The sequence below is a fragment of the Rhodoferax mekongensis genome, assembly GCF_032191775.1.
In the GTDB taxonomy this organism is placed as follows: Bacteria; Pseudomonadota; Gammaproteobacteria; order Burkholderiales; family Burkholderiaceae_C; genus Allorhodoferax; species Allorhodoferax mekongensis.
This window is the reverse complement of record NZ_CP132507.1, coordinates 2789079-2805887: the sequence shown is the minus strand read 5'-3', so window position 1 is coordinate 2805887 and position 16809 is coordinate 2789079. Positions and strand designations below refer to the sequence as shown.

Annotated in this window: 14 protein-coding genes; 6 read left to right on the top strand and 8 right to left on the bottom strand. The window is 58.8% G+C overall.

The features are described from left to right. Positions 1 to 18 precede the first annotated feature (18 nt). Both RAN89_RS13390 and RAN89_RS13385 read right to left on the bottom strand, forming a co-directional pair. The gene (locus RAN89_RS13390; RefSeq protein ID WP_313866773.1) at positions 19 to 2259 is read right to left on the bottom strand and encodes a TonB-dependent receptor; all 2241 of its coding nucleotides are present in this window, start codon (positions 2257 to 2259) and stop codon (positions 19 to 21) included. Positions 2260 to 2384: 125 nt separating this feature from the next. After that, positions 2385 to 2600, bottom strand: a complete 216-nt coding sequence (locus RAN89_RS13385; protein WP_313866772.1) for a (2Fe-2S)-binding protein — start codon at positions 2598 to 2600, stop codon at positions 2385 to 2387. A gap of 244 nt (positions 2601 to 2844) precedes the next feature. Between RAN89_RS13385 and RAN89_RS13380 the strand changes: the two genes are divergently transcribed. Beyond that, the gene (locus RAN89_RS13380) at positions 2845 to 3567 is read left to right on the top strand and encodes a tetratricopeptide repeat protein (RefSeq protein ID WP_313866771.1); all 723 of its coding nucleotides are present in this window, start codon (positions 2845 to 2847) and stop codon (positions 3565 to 3567) included. A gap of 12 nt (positions 3568 to 3579) precedes the next feature. Here RAN89_RS13380 and RAN89_RS13375 read toward each other — a convergent pair whose 3' ends face one another. The 5 genes from RAN89_RS13375 to bfr all read right to left on the bottom strand — a co-directional run bounded on the left by RAN89_RS13375 (position 3580) and on the right by bfr (position 9016). After that, positions 3580 to 4773, bottom strand: a complete 1194-nt coding sequence (locus RAN89_RS13375; protein ID WP_313866770.1) for a DUF1513 domain-containing protein — start codon at positions 4771 to 4773, stop codon at positions 3580 to 3582. Beyond that, complete coding sequence (locus RAN89_RS13370; protein ID WP_313866769.1) at positions 4757 to 5824, bottom strand: imelysin family protein; 1068 nt, start codon at positions 5822 to 5824, stop codon at positions 4757 to 4759. Before RAN89_RS13370 ends, RAN89_RS13375 begins: the two co-directional genes overlap by 17 nt. After that, positions 5821 to 7269, bottom strand: coding sequence for a di-heme oxidoreductase family protein (locus RAN89_RS13365; RefSeq protein WP_313866768.1), 1449 nt, complete (start codon positions 7267 to 7269; stop codon positions 5821 to 5823). The genes RAN89_RS13370 and RAN89_RS13365 overlap by 4 nt, the downstream gene beginning before the upstream one ends. Beyond that, entirely contained in the window at positions 7266 to 8384 is a 1119-nt protein-coding gene (locus RAN89_RS13360; RefSeq protein WP_313869398.1) for an imelysin family protein, read from the bottom strand. Before RAN89_RS13360 ends, RAN89_RS13365 begins: the two co-directional genes overlap by 4 nt. A 155-nt stretch (positions 8385 to 8539) precedes the next feature. Continuing rightward, on the bottom strand, positions 8540 to 9016 hold the full coding sequence (gene bfr / locus RAN89_RS13355; protein WP_313866767.1) for a bacterioferritin: 477 nt from the start codon (positions 9014 to 9016) through the stop codon (positions 8540 to 8542). Positions 9017 to 9187: 171 nt separating this feature from the next. Between bfr and RAN89_RS13350 the strand changes: the two genes are divergently transcribed. Genes RAN89_RS13350 through RAN89_RS13340 form a run of 3 tightly spaced genes read left to right on the top strand, consistent with a single transcriptional unit; the run spans position 9188 to position 11039 of the window. Beyond that, positions 9188 to 9499: a hypothetical protein gene (locus RAN89_RS13350; protein WP_313866766.1), complete on the top strand. Its 312-nt coding sequence runs from the start codon at positions 9188 to 9190 to the stop codon at positions 9497 to 9499. Beyond that, on the top strand, positions 9496 to 9720 hold the full coding sequence (locus tag RAN89_RS13345; protein ID WP_313866765.1) for a hypothetical protein: 225 nt from the start codon (positions 9496 to 9498) through the stop codon (positions 9718 to 9720). Before RAN89_RS13350 ends, RAN89_RS13345 begins: the two co-directional genes overlap by 4 nt. Positions 9721 to 9722: 2 nt before the next feature. Continuing rightward, positions 9723 to 11039, top strand: a complete 1317-nt coding sequence (locus tag RAN89_RS13340; protein ID WP_313866764.1) for a DUF2325 domain-containing protein — start codon at positions 9723 to 9725, stop codon at positions 11037 to 11039. Here the strand turns inward: RAN89_RS13340 and ppsR are convergent. Continuing rightward, complete coding sequence (gene ppsR / locus RAN89_RS13335; RefSeq protein WP_087497173.1) at positions 10993 to 11814, bottom strand: posphoenolpyruvate synthetase regulatory kinase/phosphorylase PpsR; 822 nt, start codon at positions 11812 to 11814, stop codon at positions 10993 to 10995. The genes RAN89_RS13340 and ppsR overlap by 47 nt on opposite strands. A 216-nt stretch (positions 11815 to 12030) precedes the next feature. Between ppsR and ppsA the strand changes: the two genes are divergently transcribed. Both ppsA and RAN89_RS13325 read left to right on the top strand, forming a co-directional pair. Further along, positions 12031 to 14421: a phosphoenolpyruvate synthase gene (ppsA, locus tag RAN89_RS13330; RefSeq protein ID WP_313866763.1), complete on the top strand. Its 2391-nt coding sequence runs from the start codon at positions 12031 to 12033 to the stop codon at positions 14419 to 14421. Then, positions 14421 to 16727 (top strand): VC_2705 family sodium/solute symporter, encoded by a 2307-nt coding sequence (locus tag RAN89_RS13325; RefSeq protein ID WP_313866762.1) that lies wholly within the window; start codon positions 14421 to 14423, stop codon positions 16725 to 16727. Before ppsA ends, RAN89_RS13325 begins: the two co-directional genes overlap by 1 nt. Positions 16728 to 16809: the final 82 nt, after the last annotated feature.

The following is a 16809-nucleotide window of genomic DNA, read 5'->3' as shown; positions in this document are numbered from 1 at the left end:
GGCTGCTAGGTGGATGGTTTAGAACTTGAGATTCAGGGTGGCTTGAACGGTACGTCCGGGGCCGGGCGTGTAAAACGCGGTGTAAAGACCATCCGCGTAGAGCTTGTCAAGTGCGTTGGTCACATTCACCTTGAGTACCGTTTTTTCATTGAATTTGTACTCACCCATCAGATCCAGAGTTGCGTAGCCGGGCGCAAAAAATCCGGGATTGCGGTTTGGAGACTGTTCGCTGCGAAAGTTAACGCCGGCTCCCAGGCGCAATTCGGGGGTGAACTGGTAAGTGGTCCACACCGTGCCGCTGTGAATAGGGGTCAGAGAAGGCCGATCTCCCACTCGGTCGCCTGCAGTCGCCTGCGTGCAGGTTCCCGTTGCGGGGCAGGGCGCTGCTGCGTCTACCATCGCATCGGGCATCCACATGTACGAGCCGTAGATTTCCCACTTGGGTGTCAGCATGCCTGACGCGTCGATCTCCAGTCCTGTTGCATGCCGTTGGCCGGAAAGCACAGCAGTCGCGGCTGCGTTGTCCGGATCCGTATTTCGCTCATTGAACTTAACGGATTGGAATATGGCCAGGCGGGTCGTGTAGCGCTTGTCTGCAGAGTCCAATTTGGCGCCGATTTCCACATTTCGGCTTTGCTCTGGTGGAGCGTTCGAGCTGGTACCGCTGTACGAGTACGTGTCGGCCGAGGTATTGAACGAAGTACCCCACGAGATATGGAAGGAACTGAGTTCTGTGGGTTGGTACAAGGCCCCGACACGCTGACTCCAATTGGCAATCATCTGGTCGTAGGCGGCCGTGGTTTTACCGTTGGCATCTTCAGTCTTATAGTTTCCGCGCATGCGATCAAAGCGCAAGCCGCCCAAGACTTTCCAATGTTCTGCTACTTGAACCAAGTCCATTGCGTACAGGCCCAAGTTGTCCGCTTCAAAAGCGCTGGATCGGGTCACTACACGCGCACCTTCATTCACAGATGCACCATCGTTGGGTGTGCCGACCGTGGTGGAGGGGCGTGTTGAACCGCCCGTTACGCGGAACACGTTCTTGTTTTCCTGTGCCAGATCGACTCCGGCAAATACCTCGTGCTTCAAACCCAAAGCTGAGAATTTAGTGCTGTAGTCGCTTTGCAGATAGACAGAATTGAGGTCCTGGATTTTGTTCTGGGCACCTCTTGTCAAAACGGTGGCGTCTGAGAAGTTGTTGATGCCGGTGCCCGTGGCGTAATTCCACAGTGTGGCTCGCATGTCCCTGGTGTACACACCTCGTCGGACGGATGTTTTCAGTTCGCTATCGTCATCAAAACGGTGAATATGGCTGGCAGTCAGGTAGTCGGCACTACCCTTGTTGTAGTCACTGGCCATTCCGTAATAAGTTTGCGGAGAAATGGCCTCATTCAGTCCACTCGTTGATGTCGCAGCACTGGAGGTCGGTTTGATCCAGCGTACACCGTAGTTGATGCCATTGTCGTTGCGCAACGAATAGAGTCCTAAAGAGAACTCGTCCTTGGTGCCAATGCCCCAGCGGTAGTTGGCCGCAATCCCACGCTTGTCGATGCTGCTGCCTGCGCCGTTGTTGTCGGCCTTGGTCACCATGGCATTGATGCGCAGACCGGAGTCCTCTCCTGTCTTGATATTGAAGTCCCCTGTGACCCGGCGGTAGTTGTAGCTGCCGATGGTCGTAGTTACTTCGTTGTCATCAATAGACCGACCTTGTTTGCTGGCTTGGTTGACTGCACCACCTGTGGAGCCCCGACCAAAAAGCATGGACGCAGAACCGCGCAGCAGTTCAATCTTGTCGCTATTGAATGTGTCGCGGTCGTAAAACGCCGGGTCACGCATGCCGTCTACATAGATGTCGCCCGTTTGCGCCAAGGAAAAACCGCGTAGCCGAATGTCTTCCTCACCACCTTCTGCGGCCAAGAAGGTCACACCTGCAGTGTTGTGCAGCACTTCTTTCAGTGTGTCCAGATTCCGGTCGTCCACCAACTTTTCGGTAACCACCGTAATGGACTGGGGCACATCTCTCAGATCTTGCTTGCCTTTGCCTATGCTGGTGGTGGTGGCGCGTACCGAGTCCTTGCCTTGTTCTTCTTCGACCTGTTCGGTGATGGTGATTTGCTTCAGGGATTTGACTGGTCCACCGGCGTTATCTTGGGCATTTGCAGAAAATGAGCTGGCCAGCAACATGGCGCCCAAGGGCAGAAGAGTGGAAGTAGTGACTGGCGGTAGGGCGGCAACAAGAAGTGGTTTGGATGTGGGCATAGCGCTCAAAACGTTCGATTGAAAGAATTTGCTGGCTATGCCCGGAGCGTTCTGATGTGGCTCTGGCGTGGCTTGCTGAAATGACTTAATAAACAAGAAGCATTCTTGTTTATGCTGAAAAAAAGTTACAGGTGACGCGTCACCATCATGGTCTTCCATGCGCCGTGAACCAGGGCCGCATTGGCGTGGCATTGGTCTACCACGTCACGCGCGCAGTCTTCGCAACGACCACACTGGGTAGCAACGCCCAGATCTATCTGGATATCTTCAAAGCTCTTCCCTTCACTGGCGTGTTGGTGAATTTCCTTGTCAGAGACGCGATGGCAGACGCAAACGATCATTGTGGTGGGCGCAGTGAAGCGTAAATCAGTAACGATATTCTAAATGGGAATTTGTCGCATTTGCATTTATTGTAAAGGAACGTATATTTTTTTGTGAAGCGACGCACTTATTTCACTGGATTCCCAAGGCAGACATTCTGTGGTGGTGGATTTGCTAACATTGCGAATAATTCGCATTTAAAAAAACATGCCGATACACCAAATCCTTCCTGCGCTCCCTGAAAGCCTATCCACAATCGCCGCCATGTCCCCTGAAGAGTGGCGTTCCGTCATTGAAGGGGATGCCTCCACTTCAGCAGCCTGGATGTTGGCGGCTGCGCGCCTCGGCCATGGTGATGCGCAAGCGGTGCTGGGGCAGTGGTTCCTGGATGGGCACGGACTGACCCGCAATCCGCAACAGGCCTTGAGCTGGTTCCTGAAAGCTGGCACCCAGGGACACGTGATTGGCATGAACATGGCCGGCCGCTGTTTTGAGAATGGCTGGGGCGCCGAGCCCGACACCTTTGCCGCAGCCAACTGGTACCGCCAAGCCGCGCATCTGGGGCTGGACGTGGGCATGTACAACTACGCGAACCTGCTGGCTGCCGGTCAGGGCGTGCGTAAAGACCAGACAGCCGCATTGGAGTGGTACCGCCGCGCGGCACGCATGGGGCACGCCAAGTCCATGACCAAGATTGGTCACTTTTATGAGGATGGCCGCGTAGTGCGACGGGATGCGGAGCAAGCGTTTTCCTGGTTTGAGAAGGGTGCCATGGGCGGTGACTTCCGGGGCCAGTTCAACTACGCCAGCATGCTGGCCGAGCGTGGGCGCCTGGCCGAAGCGCTGGTGTGGCTCCATAAAGTGCCGCTCACGGCCACGGTGGGCTACAAGCGCTTGGCGGGCGAAAAACTGCTGCTGTCACCGAATCCTGATTTCCAGGCGGTGGGTCGGGCCATGTTGGAGAGCCTGGACCCGGTTGCCGCTTGAGTTCTTGGCGCCTCAGGTCCGCGGGCTGAGGCTGCCAATGACTGCAGCATGGTTGTCCCACGCGGCGGGCAGGTGGTAGTGGGTCGATGTGGTGGAGTCAGGAGCCACCAGCAGCGCATCTGTTTCACCGCCCGCAATCAATTGAGCACCCATGGCAGCGAGTGCACCCACACCGCGCAGTGGCACGACACGCAGCGCGTCCCCGCGCAACGACCATGACGCGAGCCACCCCGCGCGCGGTGCGCTGATCCAGAAGCGACCCTGCGCACAGCACACATCGCCGGCGTAGCCATCCCAATTGGGTGGAGCTTGGCCGTTGTCCCAGGCCACGGTGCGCAACACGCCGTCTCGCAACAGGGCGAGTGCCGGGGCGTGGGCCCGGTCTTGCATGTTCGCGTGCTCGGCTTGCATGGCAATGGCGACGGTGCCATCCGGTGCGACCGCCAGATGCCGCAGGCTCAAATATGGATCGTCCAGCGTGTGCAGCTTCCGCACGGCTCCACTCGCCGCATCCAGTACGCACAGGTTGGGCGCCATACGACCTAGATTCAGTTTGCGCCGACCCGATTCCGGCAGATTGAGGATGCCGCCGTTGGCGACCAGCAGATCGCCACTCGCCAGGGTGCACAGCGCATGTGGGCCAATGCCGTGGCTGGCAAACTCGCGCACTTTTTCCAGGCTGCGCCAGTCGCGCTCCACGATCAGGCCAGCGCCGGTCTCACCATCGGTCTCGGTGGTGAAAAAGCGGGCCCTGTCCGCACTGGCACAGGCGTGGCCCGCCAGATAACGGTCCTCTTCCATGTCATGCCAGTGCAAGGCGCGACTGGAGGTCAGATCCATGCGCATCAGGTACTCGCCGGGACGCCGGGCCAGCACCAATGCTTGGGCTCCGGGCAGTTGGGCCGAGGTGGGAATCGGCAGTAGCTCATGCGCGCGAGCTGGCAGGGCGATGCCGCGTGGCGCCACGCCGGGTGTCCAGACGCCGGCGTAGGCCGTCTCACCCTGCTCCCACGCGGTCAGCACCTTGAGCTGCTGCGCAACAGCGGGTGTGACGGAAGACGCAGCGCCACCCGTTGTCGCCCCAAGGCACCAGCCGGCCCCGGCCAGCAGGGTGTGCAGGGTGCTGCGCCGTCCTTGTCCGCGTGGGTTCAGACCGTTTTGTGCCGAACCGGGTGATGAATGGCGCGATTCAGTCGCCATCGGCATCGGTGAAGCCTTGCGAGAAATCGAACAGTTCGCTTCCCGCATCGCTCACAAATCGGTGCAAGTTCGCCACCGCTTGTTGGGCTGACCGCAGGCTGGCGGCTTGCTCAGGCTGGGCGCGCCCCACAGAATGCAGCATCGCGCCGGCAAGGACTTGCAGCCGGGCTGCCTCCTGGGGGTAGCGCCTGCCCAGCAGCAGACTGTGCAGGCTGCCCGCTACCGGGAGTGACGCCTCGCACGCAGGTACGGGTGCCGAAGCGCGTGGGCCAACAAAAAAGTCACACAGCCCCTGGGCGTGGGCCTTCCATGCCGCGCGGGTTTGCCCGCTGACGCCCCGTACCCAGATGGCGCTGTCTTTGCCGCGGGTGTTGGGCTTGAGCTTTTTCAGGCGCAGCTGGTCCAGGCTGCCCACTGCTTGACTGAACCATTCGCCGTAGGCGGCCCACGCGTCGGCCTCGTCCCACAGGGTGAGCTGCAAGCTGTTGTAAGCTGCTTCCAGAATGCGGGCCTCTTGCAGCACCTGCTCCGCCAGCAGCCCGGCAAGTGCGGCGGAAGAGGCGTCGGCGTCCTTGCGAAACAGCAGCCACTCCAGGGCCGGCAAACCTTTGGCGCTGGCCCCAATGGTTTGTTGGGTTTGCGGACTCGCCAGGCGCTCCGGCCCTGCGTCCAGCAACGCCTGGATTTGTGCCGGCCGGGTCGGCCAGAAGTCGACCGTGCGCACCGAACGCCGTTCTACCAGTGCCGAAACCGGCACAGCGGCCAAGGTCTCCCAAGCCAGCATGCTTTGCGTCCATAGGGCGCGGCAGTCTGTCCAGGGGCGGGTGTGGATGGCCCCCATCAAGGTCTGGCTGTGGGCTGCAAAGGCTTGGGCCGCCGGCAGCATGCTGTACGTCGTGAGGGCTTGTACCAGCTCAGACGCCCGGATGTAGGGTGCTTGCTGTTTGGATACGGTGGCGCAGCTGGCTGCAGTGCGGGCTGGGCTTGCCGCCCACAAGGGGGCGACAGGCGCAAGCGCTGCGAGGGACACGCACCGCAAGAGTTGTCTTCGTTTCACAGGGAATCCACAAAAGCAAGCAGCGCCTTGCGCTCTTGCGCCGTCATTTGGAGGACACGGTCTTTGGCGCCCTGGGCTTCGCCGCCGTGCCACAAAATGGCTTCCAATACGCCATTGGCGCGGCCGTCGTGCAGCAGACGCCGGTGGCCGTTCACGTCATGGATCAGGCCCACGCCCCAGAGTGGCGGTGTTTTCCATTGCCTTCCGTTCGCTGCATAGTCCGGGCGGCCATCAGCGAGCGCCGGTCCCATGTCATGCAAGAGCAAATCGGTGTAGGGCCAAATCCTCACGCCTTGTACTTTGGGGCTGGAGAGGCGCGGGAACGGCGCTGCGCCCGTGGTGTAACTCGGCGTGTGGCAGGCCGCGCAATGGGCCTGGGTGAACAAGGCCTGACCGCGCGCCACCAGGGCGTCGCTGGCGTTGCGGCGCGCCGCTGGCGCGAGCGTCGCTTGATAAAAGATCACATCCGAAAGGGTGCGGTCATCGATTTCCGGGGCTTTGCCTTGGGAGCCACGGGGAGCCGCCACGCAATCTTTCTGGGTCGGGGTGCAGGCTTCGTCAGGATGCTGGGTGGAAGTGATGCCGATGTCGCCCAAAAACGCCCCTGCCGTCTGGCTGGCCAAACTGGCTTGGTTGGCCTTCCAGCCAAAGCGACCCAGGCGCATGTCCTGGGCGAAGTCATCCCACACGCGGTTGACTTGTCCTTTGATGGGGCCGGAGCTGGCCGCTTGTGCGGCAGCGTTCGCCACGATGTCTGCTTCTGGTATGGCTTCCAACAAACCTACGCCGGCCAGTTGCGGCGCGATGCGCGGGCTCAGCATGGCCCCCGGGGCCAGGGGACCATAGGCGAGCTGGGTGAGTTGGTAGTGAGGTTTGTACAGGGTGTAGGGCGTGCCATCTGCAAATTGGCCGTGCAAGGCTTGGTATCGGATTTGAATCTGCCCTTCGGGTTGCACGCCCTGGATGGCCGCGTTGTTGAGCTGGTCGCCATAAACTGGATCAGGCATCACGCCACCGTGGGCACCCTTTCCCGGTATGGAGAGTCGTATCAGCAGAGCCACGGGTTGTTCTCTCAAGCCTTTGCGAAAGTCAGGGGGGGCGCCGCGACCGTCTTGTACATGGCAGCCGCCACAAGAGCGGGCAATGAAATGGGGGCCAAGACCATCTCGCGCTGTGGTGGATGCAGGCGCTTCCACCCAGTTGCGCCGGAAGAAGGAGTTGCCCACCGCAAAGCGGGCGCGCTCCTCATCATCCAGGTTTGGGAAGGGCATGGAGAATGCATTGCGCCCGGTGGCAAAGGCCGTGGACTGGCCTGCTGTGAGCTCACCCTGCACAGACTTTGCTGTGTCGCTGTCGGTATGGCCCCACAGGGGCCAAGTCAGGGCGGCCAAAGTGCCGGCGGCGGACAATACCAGCCCGACTTTTTGTCGTGGCCGCAGCTTCATTTGGTTTGTGCCAGTTTCGTGATACCGATGGCGGCTGCAGCCTCAGTGATGTCTTTGGACTGTTGGACCAGGCTGTCGATGGTTTTTTGCACACGCTGGCGTCCTGGGGCGTTTTTATCACCCACGATTTCGCGGTCAAACGGCGCCTGGATGGCGCTGGCGCTGGCCACGCTGGCGGCAATCTGCTGGCTGGTGCGTTCGGCGACCGGCGCATTTTTGGCGGCTACCAGGTCTTTGAGCGAAGGGCCCCGGAGCACGGTGCCGTCCAGGCGTTTGTAGCTGCCCTGCCAGACGTTTTCAATGCCTTGTGCGTTGGCCACAATGTCGCGGTGGGTGTTGTCAGAGAAGCAGGAGTGTTCGTCTTCCTTGTCCTGTGTGTTCATGGCTACTTCCATCCGCTCACCTGCGAGCTCACCACGTGAGAGAGAGCCCAGGCCCACAATCATTTTGCGCACCGATTGGAAGCCGCCTTGCTCAAACTTGGCACGGTAGTTTTTGGCACCCGGTTGCCACGACTTCACCAAGTAACTCAGATCATCCACTAGCAGTTCAGTGGCTGTGTTCAGGAAGACACGGCGGCGGTCGGCGTTAGGTGCTTTGCCATCCACAAAGTCTTCAAATGAACGGTTGCCGGGGGCGGTGTCGCTCTGGTCCTGGCCCCACAGCATGAACTCGATGGCGTGCCAACCTGTGGCAATGTTTTCTTCGCCACCGCGTTCGTTGAGGTGGGCGAGGCTGGCTTTGGTGATCTTGATTTTGGGGTTGTTCACGATGCCAGCCTTTGGCTTGCCGGCTACGGTGTCGATGTAAGACTCATCCAGGGGCCAGGCATTGAGCCGGCCTTCGGGGCCCTTGTCGTCATCGATGGGCCCGCTGTAGAAACGGAACGCTTCGGTTTGTCCGTAAAACTCCCTTGCGGCCAACCAAGCCTGTTGCGCTTCGAGCAAACCGGCAGAGGAGGGGGCCGTCGTGAAGGCCCTGACGGCTTTCTGCAGGTTCTGCGCGCTGGTCAGCACGTCGCTGTAATTGGCATACACCATGTTGGCGTAGTGCTGGACGACAGCCTTGGGCTCCACTACCTGAGCGTGGACCTGGCCGCCGGTCCACAAAGCCATCGTGATCAAAGCAGAAGCCAATAGAGGGCGATGTTGCATGGTTGTCTTTCTCAAAAAACGTTGTAATGCCTTACATCTTAATGCAAATCGTTCGCATTTAACGATAAAAAATGCGCCGTGGGTGAGGCGGCGCATGTTCAAGGGAGCGGGCAGACTCAGGAGAGTTCGCCCATTTGGCTTTGCAGGTAGTTGGGCAAGCCGACCTTGTCGATCAGGTCAATTTGGGTTTCCAAAAAATCGATGTGTTCTTCGGTGTCGTCCAGAATTTTTTGCAAAAGGTCGCGGGACACATAGTCGCGCACCGATTCGCAGTGGGCAATGCCAGCCTTGATGGTCGCCTGTGCGCCGACTTCGGCTTTCAGGTCGCACGCCAGCGCTTCCGGCACGCTTTCGCCGACCATGATTTTTGCCATGTCTTGCAGGTTGGGAAGGCCGTCGAGCATGAAGATCCGGTCCATCAGCATGTCCGCGTGCTTCATTTCACCAATGGATTCTGCGTATTCTTTTTTGGCCAGTTTGTCGAAGCCCCAGTGCTTGTACATGCGGTAGTGCAAGAAGTACTGGTTGATGGCGGTTAGCTCATTTTTAAGTTGGGCTTGCAAATGGCTAATGACTTGTGCGTCGCCTTTCATGCGGGCTCCTTGTGTTGAAAGCTGGATTATCGCCATGCCGGCTGGAATCGACGAATCGACACCATTGGAATAGGCCTCAAACGCGAAATGTAAAACTATTGCTAATGAGAATGATTCGCATATACTAATCTCGAGACCATGAAATCTGTTCACCTAAAAGGAGGAGTCAATATGCAAGCACATGGCAGCCGGCACGATGAGGAGTACCTGATTCCCGGCCCGGAGGTGCTGATGGCCAGCACCATGGCACTGATGACCGCGCACGCCCAGTCGGGCAGCCCCTCGCACCGAGAGGCCGTGGCGGCCAAGATCGTGGGCAACCTGGATGCCTTGTCCCAAGATCCGATGTTGTCGCCCGGTTTCCAGACATTGGTTTGGTCACTGCGTTTGCGTTGGCAAACCCCGGCGCGGCCGGGAGTCGCGCATGCGCCGGTTTTTACTGGCCACGGTCTGATGCATCGCAGCCCGGAGGTCTTGCAATGAGCCCTACAGTTGAATCCCTGTTGGCTGCAGACGCGCAGGGGGCCCGCCGCCTCGCGGTGCGTTACGCGCCCCAGTGCCCTTGCTGCGAGCCGAAAGCGGAGGTAATTCCGGGCAAGCCGCGGCGCCGCGCGTCCCATCGCCCTGTCATGGCTTGGCGTGCCCGTCTGGCGGCGCTGGAGACCCTGGCGGATACCGAATTCGCTGAAACTGTGGAGGACTAGCCATGCCGTACAACCTTTTGTCGTCTTCTCCTTTGGTGAGTCCTGCGATGGCGGCAGGCGCTCCCGTGAAAACTACCTCCGGCGCGCCAGGCTCGGTCTGTCATGCGCCGCATTCGCCCAGCCAGGAGGCTTCCGGCTCACGCCGCCGCCGTCTCTGGGATCTCGAAGCCCATTGCCACTGCCCCTTGGTGGGGGTTTGCCTGCCGATGGAGGTGCTGCGCCGCTTGGTCAACAAGGCGCTGGGAGGCAGTGCAGTTGCGAATGACTACGAGGTTCATGCAGGTGCGGTGTCGGAATCGGCACGCCGCTGCAAGCTATCCGAGTTGATGCAGGCAGACCTTGAGACCCGTTACCTGCGCGAGATTCGCGTCTTCAAAGAAGCCAAGAGTGCGCTGGCCGTCGCTGAAATGTGGGTGCGCCACTTGCGCGGCGGTGATGTGGCCGGGGCGTTCTGGGCGGCACTGACGCACCCACGTTGTGACGCGCCATTGCGTGACGCCATGTGCAAGGACTTGCACATGTTTCAGCACCAAGCAGGGGCGGGTGTGCGGCTGGAGATCGCCCGTTTCAACGCAGTGGCAGACGAGAACGCCCTACTCACCCGTGAGCTGGGCCGGGTCCAGGAACGGATCAGTCGGGTCATGGCCCAAAAAACGACAGAGGTCGATCTGTTGCACGCTGAGCTGTTGCGAGTGCGTGCCGACAATATTGCCAAGGACAGTCGGATTCTATTTTTGTTGCAAGACTTGGAGGCTGCGCGCGCTAGCGTGAGCCAGTGGGAGGAAAAAGTACGGTTGCAGAAGAAACTGGACCGTATGGCGCAGCGTCAGCAGGAATTGGAGCAGGTGAACGCGGACCTGCGTCGCAAGCTGCTGACGTTAGAGCGGGCGGGGATGGACAGGTCCCGCGGGCAGAAAGAGGTCGCGGAACGCATGCTGACGGACTCTGCCGTCTTGTTGGAGCCCAAGGCACCACTGCAATTGCAGCAAAGGGTGGTTTTGTGTGTGGGCGGGCGCAGCGGAAACATTGCCAACTACCGCGATGTGGTGGAGCGGGTAGGGGGGCGCTTTGCCCACCACGATGGCGGTCTGGAGGACAACGCCTCCGTGCTCGATGCCAGCCTCGCTGCAGCCGACCTGGTGATTTGCCAGACGGGTTGCATCAGCCACAACGCCTACTGGCGTGTCAAAGACTTTTGCAAACGAACCGGCAAGCAGTGTGTCTACGTGGAAAGCGCCAGTGCATCGTCGCTGGAGCGCAAGCTTCAGACGCTCAGTACACCAATCGTTCAGGATGTATTTCCTGAAGAATCGTCGTAGCAATTTCTTCGATGGATTTGGTGGTGGTGGACAGCCACCGGATGCCGGTGCGGCGCATCATGGCTTCTGCCTCACTCACTTCCATACGGCAGTTCTCCAGAGACGCGTACCTGGAATTGGGGCGGCGCTCGTTGCGGATTTCGGCCAAACGCTCCGGCTGGATCGTGAGACCGAAAATTTTTCCGCGGTGCGGCACCAGCGCAGGAGGAAGTTGGCGACGTTCGAAATCTTCAGGTATCAGCGGATAGTTAGACGCCTTCAGGCCGTATTGCATGGCCAGATACAGTGATGTGGGGGTCTTCCCGCTGCGGCTTACGCCCACCAGAATCACGTCGCTTTGCTCCAGGTCACGGTTGCTTTGACCATCGTCGTGTGCCAGAGAGAAGTTGATGGCCTCAATCCGGTCATGGTATTCCTTGCTTTTGCTTGCATCGCTGAAGCGGCCGATGCGGTGGTTGGACTTGAGGCCCAACTCTTGCTCCAAGGGGTGAACAAACATCCCGAACATATCGAGCAACATGCCCTGACAGCCTTCCTGAATGACTTTGAGCACATCCATATTCACAAGAGTCGTGAACACAATGGGCTTGTTGCCGTCTACCACGCCTGTATGGTTGATCTGCCGGACCGCCTGGTGAGCCTTGTCGACGGTGTCCACAAAGGGCAGGCGCACATGCCTTGCCTTGGTTTCGAACTGGGCCAGGATGGCATTGCCGAATGTCTCGGCGGTGATGCCGGTGCCGTCAGAGATGAAAAAAACAGAGCGTTGGGGCATGGTGTTCCGGGTAATGGCGTCAGTCAGTTGCAAGCGCACAGGGGTTTTCCGTAATCGGGTTACACGGTCTGCACACCTACAATCATCGCAATTTAGCGCATTTAGGTACCGGTTACGTTTCCCACAACAGCAACAACAGGAAAGTGACAGGCTGCGCGACCCGCGCCCGGCATGGTCCGGCGGGTCATGGAAAGGTTTTAACTTCTGGAGCATCCTATGTCTGAACTTTTCAATGCGACCGACCTGGTCGTGCCTTTCGAGCGCTTGCGCATGACGGACGTTGAGTCCGTCGGCGGCAAGAACGCCAGCTTGGGGGAGATGATTTCCCAGCTACCGCAAGGCGTGCGGGTCCCCACGGGCTTTGCCACTACAGCCCATGCATTCCGCCAGTTTTTGGCTCACGGCGGATTGGCTGACAAGATCAGTGCAAAACTGAAAAACCTGGACACCGAAGATGTGCGCGCATTGGCCACAGTGGGCGCAGAAATCCGTGCCATGGTGGAGGCGCAGCCTTTTCCGGCTGATTTGGAGCAATCGATCCGCGATGCCTTTGCCACCTTGTCGGCCGGCAACGACCAAGCCAGTTTCGCCGTACGTTCGTCGGCCACTGCGGAGGACCTGCCGGATGCCTCATTTGCAGGTCAGCAGGAAACTTTTTTGAACGTGGTGGGCATCGAAGATGTGCTCCACAAGATGAAAGAGGTATTCGCTTCTTTGTACAACGATCGCGCGATCAGCTATCGCGTGCACAAAGGCTTTGCCCATGACGTGGTAGCGCTGAGTGCTGGTGTACAGCGCATGGTGCGCTCGGACCTAGGTGCTGCCGGCGTGATGTTCACGATCGATACCGAGTCCGGTTTTGATCAGGTGGTTTTCATCACCTCCAGCTATGGCTTGGGTGAGACAGTGGTGCAGGGTGCGGTGAACCCCGACGAGTTTTACGTGCACAAGCCCATGCTCAAGGCGGGCAAGCGCGCGGTGATCCGCCGTAACCTGGGCTCCAAGCTCTTGCAGATGGTGTTCACCACCCCCGAGGAAAAAGCAGCAGGCGGCAAGTTGGTGAAAACCACAGATGTCCCCGCTGAGTTGCGTAACCGCTACTCTTTGACCGACGCTGATGTGGAGTTGCTCGCGCAGTACGCCTTGGTGATTGAAGAGCACTATGGTCGCCCCATGGATATCGAATGGGGCAAAGACGGCATAGACGGCCAGCTCTACATCCTGCAAGCCCGCCCTGAGACCGTGAAGAGCCAGGCGGGGGCGACTGCCGAGTACCGCTACAAACTCAAAGGCAAGGGCAATGTGGTGGCCGAAGGTCGCGCCATCGGTCAGAAGATTGGCACAGGCCCCGTGCGCATCGTGCACAACATCAGCGAGATGGACAAAGTGCAGGCCGGCGACGTGTTGGTCACTGACATGACTGACCCCAACTGGGAACCGGTCATGAAGCGCGCGAGCGCCATCGTGACTAACCGGGGCGGCCGGACCTGCCATGCGGCCATCATTGCCCGTGAATTGGGTATTCCTGCTGTGGTTGGATGCGGCAACGCTACGGACCTGTTGAAAGAAGGCATGCTGGTGACGGTGAGCTGCGCCGAGGGCGACACCGGCTTCATTTACGACGGTTTGTTGGAAACCGAGGTGTCTGAAGTGCAGCGCGGCGTGATGCCCGAAATCCCCGTCAAGATCATGATGAACGTCGGCAACCCTCAGTTGGCATTCGACTTCTGTCAATTGCCGAACCAGGGTGTGGGCCTGGCCCGGTTGGAGTTCATCATCAACAACAACATTGGCGTGCATCCCAAGGCCATCTTGGACTATCCCAATGTGGATGCCGATCTCAAGAAGGCAGTGGAGTCTGTAGCGCGAGGCCACGCGTCGCCCCGCGCGTTCTACGTGGATCGGGTGGCGGAGGGCGTGGCAACCATCGCTGCGGCTTTCTGGCCCAAGCCAGTCATCGTGCGTTTGAGCGACTTCAAAAGCAATGAGTACCGCAAGCTGATCGGTGGCAGCCGGTATGAGCCTGAGGAAGAGAACCCGATGCTTGGTTTCCGTGGCGCAGCCCGCTACATCAGCACCGAGTTCGGCGAGGCTTTTGCCATGGAATGCGAAGCGCTCAAACGCGTGCGCAATGAGATGGGCCTGACCAATGTGCAGGTGATGGTGCCGTTTGTGCGCAACCTGGGCCAGGCGAAGCGGGTGACCGAGTTGCTCGGCCGCCATGGCTTGCGCCGCGGCGAGGCAGACCTCAAGCTCATCATGATGTGCGAGATTCCGAGCAATGCGATCCTGGCTGATCAGTTCCTAGAGTTCTTTGACGGCTTCTCTATCGGCTCCAATGATTTGACGCAACTCTCTTTGGGGCTGGATCGTGATTCAGGTCTGGACCTCCTGGCGGCGGACTTTGACGAGCGCGATCCGGCCGTGAAAGCGCTGATCACCATGGCGATAGATGCTTGCAAGCGTCAGGGCAAGTACGTGGGCATTTGCGGTCAGGGGCCTAGCGATCACCCTGACTTTGCAAAGTGGCTGGAACAGCAGGGGATTTCCTCCATTTCGCTGAATCCAGATTCAGTGATTGCCACCTGGCAGCAACTAGCGGTCTGATGCCAGAGACGACAACCCGGCGTAACTGGCGCTTGCATGCGAGCCTGCTTGCGCTGTGGTTTGTTTTCTCTTTCGGGGTTACTTTTTTTGCACGCGATCTGCCTGGGAATTTTTTTTCCTGGCCGATCGCGTATTGGTTTGCGGCACAGGGATCACTACTGATATTTATTGGCATCGTGGTCGCATTTGCCATCATTGCCAACCGGCGCTCCGCAGAAGCCTTTTTGTTTGATGCCACTGAATACGGGCAGTACACGACAAGCCTTCACAAGCGCTTTGCGACTTTTGTAGTTGGCTTGCTTTTCTTTCTTGTGGCTTTGGCGCTAGCTGAACAATGGGGCTTGCCCAAAGCGTGGGTCGCCGGCATTTTTTTATCGGTGACTTTGGTCTTGTACGCGGTAATCGGGGTATTCGCTCGCACTGCGGATGCGAATGAATACTACGTAGCTGGCCGTCGAATTCCCGGTGTCTATAACGGCATGGCGACTGCTGCAGATTGGATGAGCGCTGCTTCGTTCATCAGCCTGGCCGGAGGCTTGTATTCACAAGGTTTCAGTGGTTCGGGCACGCAGCCGGGCGGTTTGGCTTACGTGCTGGGTTGGACGGGCGGGTTTTGCCTAGTGGCTTTGTTGGTCGCACCGTACTTGCGCAGCATGAATATTTACACCGTACCGGATTTCTTCCGGGTTCGGTTTGGCGGGCACTGGCCGCGGCGAATTGCGGCTTGGTCTGCGGTGTTGTGTTCGTTTACCTATGTGGTTGCGCAGCTTTATGGCGTCGGCTTGATTACGTCCCGTTTGACGGGGGTGCATTTTGAGATCGGCATTCTTCTGGCGCTCGGGGGCGTGCTCGTCTGCTCCTTCTTGGGTGGAATGCGGGCGGTCACTTGGACGCAGGTCACCCAATATGTAGTCATTATTCTGGCGTTTCTCATCCCTGTCTCATGGCTGTCTTACCAGCAGACCGGGAATCCGTTCGCCCCCCTCGCTTATGGGCAGCAGCTGGTGAAAATCACCGATTTGGAAGCCTCGTTTGCGGTTTCGCCCCAAGAGCAGGAAGTTATTGCGATCTACGCACGTCGTGCGGAGGAGTTCCGACGCAAGCTGCTGGATGTTGAAGCTTCTTTGGCGGAAGATCGCGAGGAGCTGAGGCGTCAACTGAGGATCCTGGGCGATAGCAAGGCACCGGATGCTTTGGTTCAAGCCACTCGCAAGTCTCTGGCTGCACTTCCCAAAGATGCGGTAGCTGCACGAGACATGTGGACTCGCGGACTTGTTGAGAACACCGAGAGGGCACGAGTACTTGGCGGTATGGCACCGCAAACGCGGGCTTTTGCCGGCAATCCGGATGGCAACGCGGATGAGCAAGCGGCATTCAACACTTCTCGTGCCAACTTCCTGGCGCTGATGTTTTGTCTCATGGTGGGCACGGCCGGTTTGCCTCACCTTTTGACCCGCTTTTACACGACTCCTGGCGTTATCCAGACGCGGAGGTCGGTGGCCTGGTCGCTGGTTTTCATCGCGCTCTTGTATCTCTCGGCGCCGGCGTTGGCTGTTCTGGTCAAGTACGAGGTCATGGCGCATCTGGTGGGGCAATCCTTTGATGCACTTCCGGGGTGGATGCTTCAATGGTCCAAAGATCCGAATCTGCTTTCGTTCAGCGATGTGAATAGTGACGGGGTGCTGCAGTTCGCAGAGCTGCGGCTGGGGGCGGATTTGATCATGCTTGCGTCACCGGATATAGGCGGGCTACCTTATGTGGTGTCAGTGCTTGTGGCTGCCGGTGGCTTGGCTGCAGCGCTATCCACGGCAGACGGATTGCTGCTGACCATCGGCAATGCACTGGCACATGATGTGTACTTTGAGGGCAACAGCAACAAGGCGGAGGCAATGCGCAGGGTGATGCTGTCAAAGTTCGCCTTGTTGGTGGTGGCATTGATGGCTGCCTATGCGGCAGCACAGCGACCTGCTGGAATTCTCTACCTGGTGTCTGCGTCGTTTTCGCTGGCAGGTGCGGCCTTTGTGCCTGCCATGGTTCTGGGTATTTTCTGGAAGCGCATGACACGGTCCGGTGCGGTGGCCGGCATGTTGGCCGGGCTGGGTACCACGGTGGTCTACATGGTGCTTAACTTTCCGGTTTTACGGCAGTGGTTCGGATTTTCAGGCGAACATCTCTGGTTTGGAATTCAACCCGTATCGGCTGGAGTTTTTGGAGTTCCTGTCGGGGTATTGGTCGCCGTTATTGTCAGCTTGCTGTGCTCTCCCGACTCGCCGGATGACAGGGATTTGGCTCCTCCCTTGGGTTAGGCTATAATCGTAGGCTTCGCCTTGCTGCACCCTGTCTAGACGCCGGGGGCAGCTTTTTCAACCCAGATGCTGGGAAATCCTC

Excerpts from the sequence above, each read along its gene's own strand:
- RAN89_RS13390 (WP_313866773.1), bottom strand. The coding sequence starts at position 2,259 with ATGCCCACATCCAAACCACTTCTTGTTGCCGCCCTACCGCCAGTCACT.
- RAN89_RS13385 (WP_313866772.1), bottom strand. The coding sequence starts at position 2,600 with ATGATCGTTTGCGTCTGCCATCGCGTCTCTGACAAGGAAATTCACCAA.
- RAN89_RS13380 (WP_313866771.1), top strand. The coding sequence starts at position 2,845 with ATGTCCCCTGAAGAGTGGCGTTCCGTCATTGAAGGGGATGCCTCCACT.
- RAN89_RS13375 (WP_313866770.1), bottom strand. The coding sequence starts at position 4,773 with ATGCCGATGGCGACTGAATCGCGCCATTCATCACCCGGTTCGGCACAA.
- RAN89_RS13365 (WP_313866768.1), bottom strand. The coding sequence starts at position 7,269 with ATGAAGCTGCGGCCACGACAAAAAGTCGGGCTGGTATTGTCCGCCGCC.
- RAN89_RS13360 (WP_313869398.1), bottom strand. The coding sequence starts at position 8,384 with ATGGCTTTGTGGACCGGCGGCCAGGTCCACGCTCAGGTAGTGGAGCCC.
- bfr (WP_313866767.1), bottom strand. The coding sequence starts at position 9,016 with ATGAAAGGCGACGCACAAGTCATTAGCCATTTGCAAGCCCAACTTAAA.
- RAN89_RS13350 (WP_313866766.1), top strand. The coding sequence starts at position 9,188 with ATGCAAGCACATGGCAGCCGGCACGATGAGGAGTACCTGATTCCCGGC.
- RAN89_RS13345 (WP_313866765.1), top strand. The coding sequence starts at position 9,496 with ATGAGCCCTACAGTTGAATCCCTGTTGGCTGCAGACGCGCAGGGGGCC.
- RAN89_RS13340 (WP_313866764.1), top strand. The coding sequence starts at position 9,723 with ATGCCGTACAACCTTTTGTCGTCTTCTCCTTTGGTGAGTCCTGCGATG.
- ppsR (WP_087497173.1), bottom strand. The coding sequence starts at position 11,814 with ATGCCCCAACGCTCTGTTTTTTTCATCTCTGACGGCACCGGCATCACC.
- ppsA (WP_313866763.1), top strand. The coding sequence starts at position 12,031 with ATGTCTGAACTTTTCAATGCGACCGACCTGGTCGTGCCTTTCGAGCGC.
- RAN89_RS13325 (WP_313866762.1), top strand. The coding sequence starts at position 14,421 with ATGCCAGAGACGACAACCCGGCGTAACTGGCGCTTGCATGCGAGCCTG.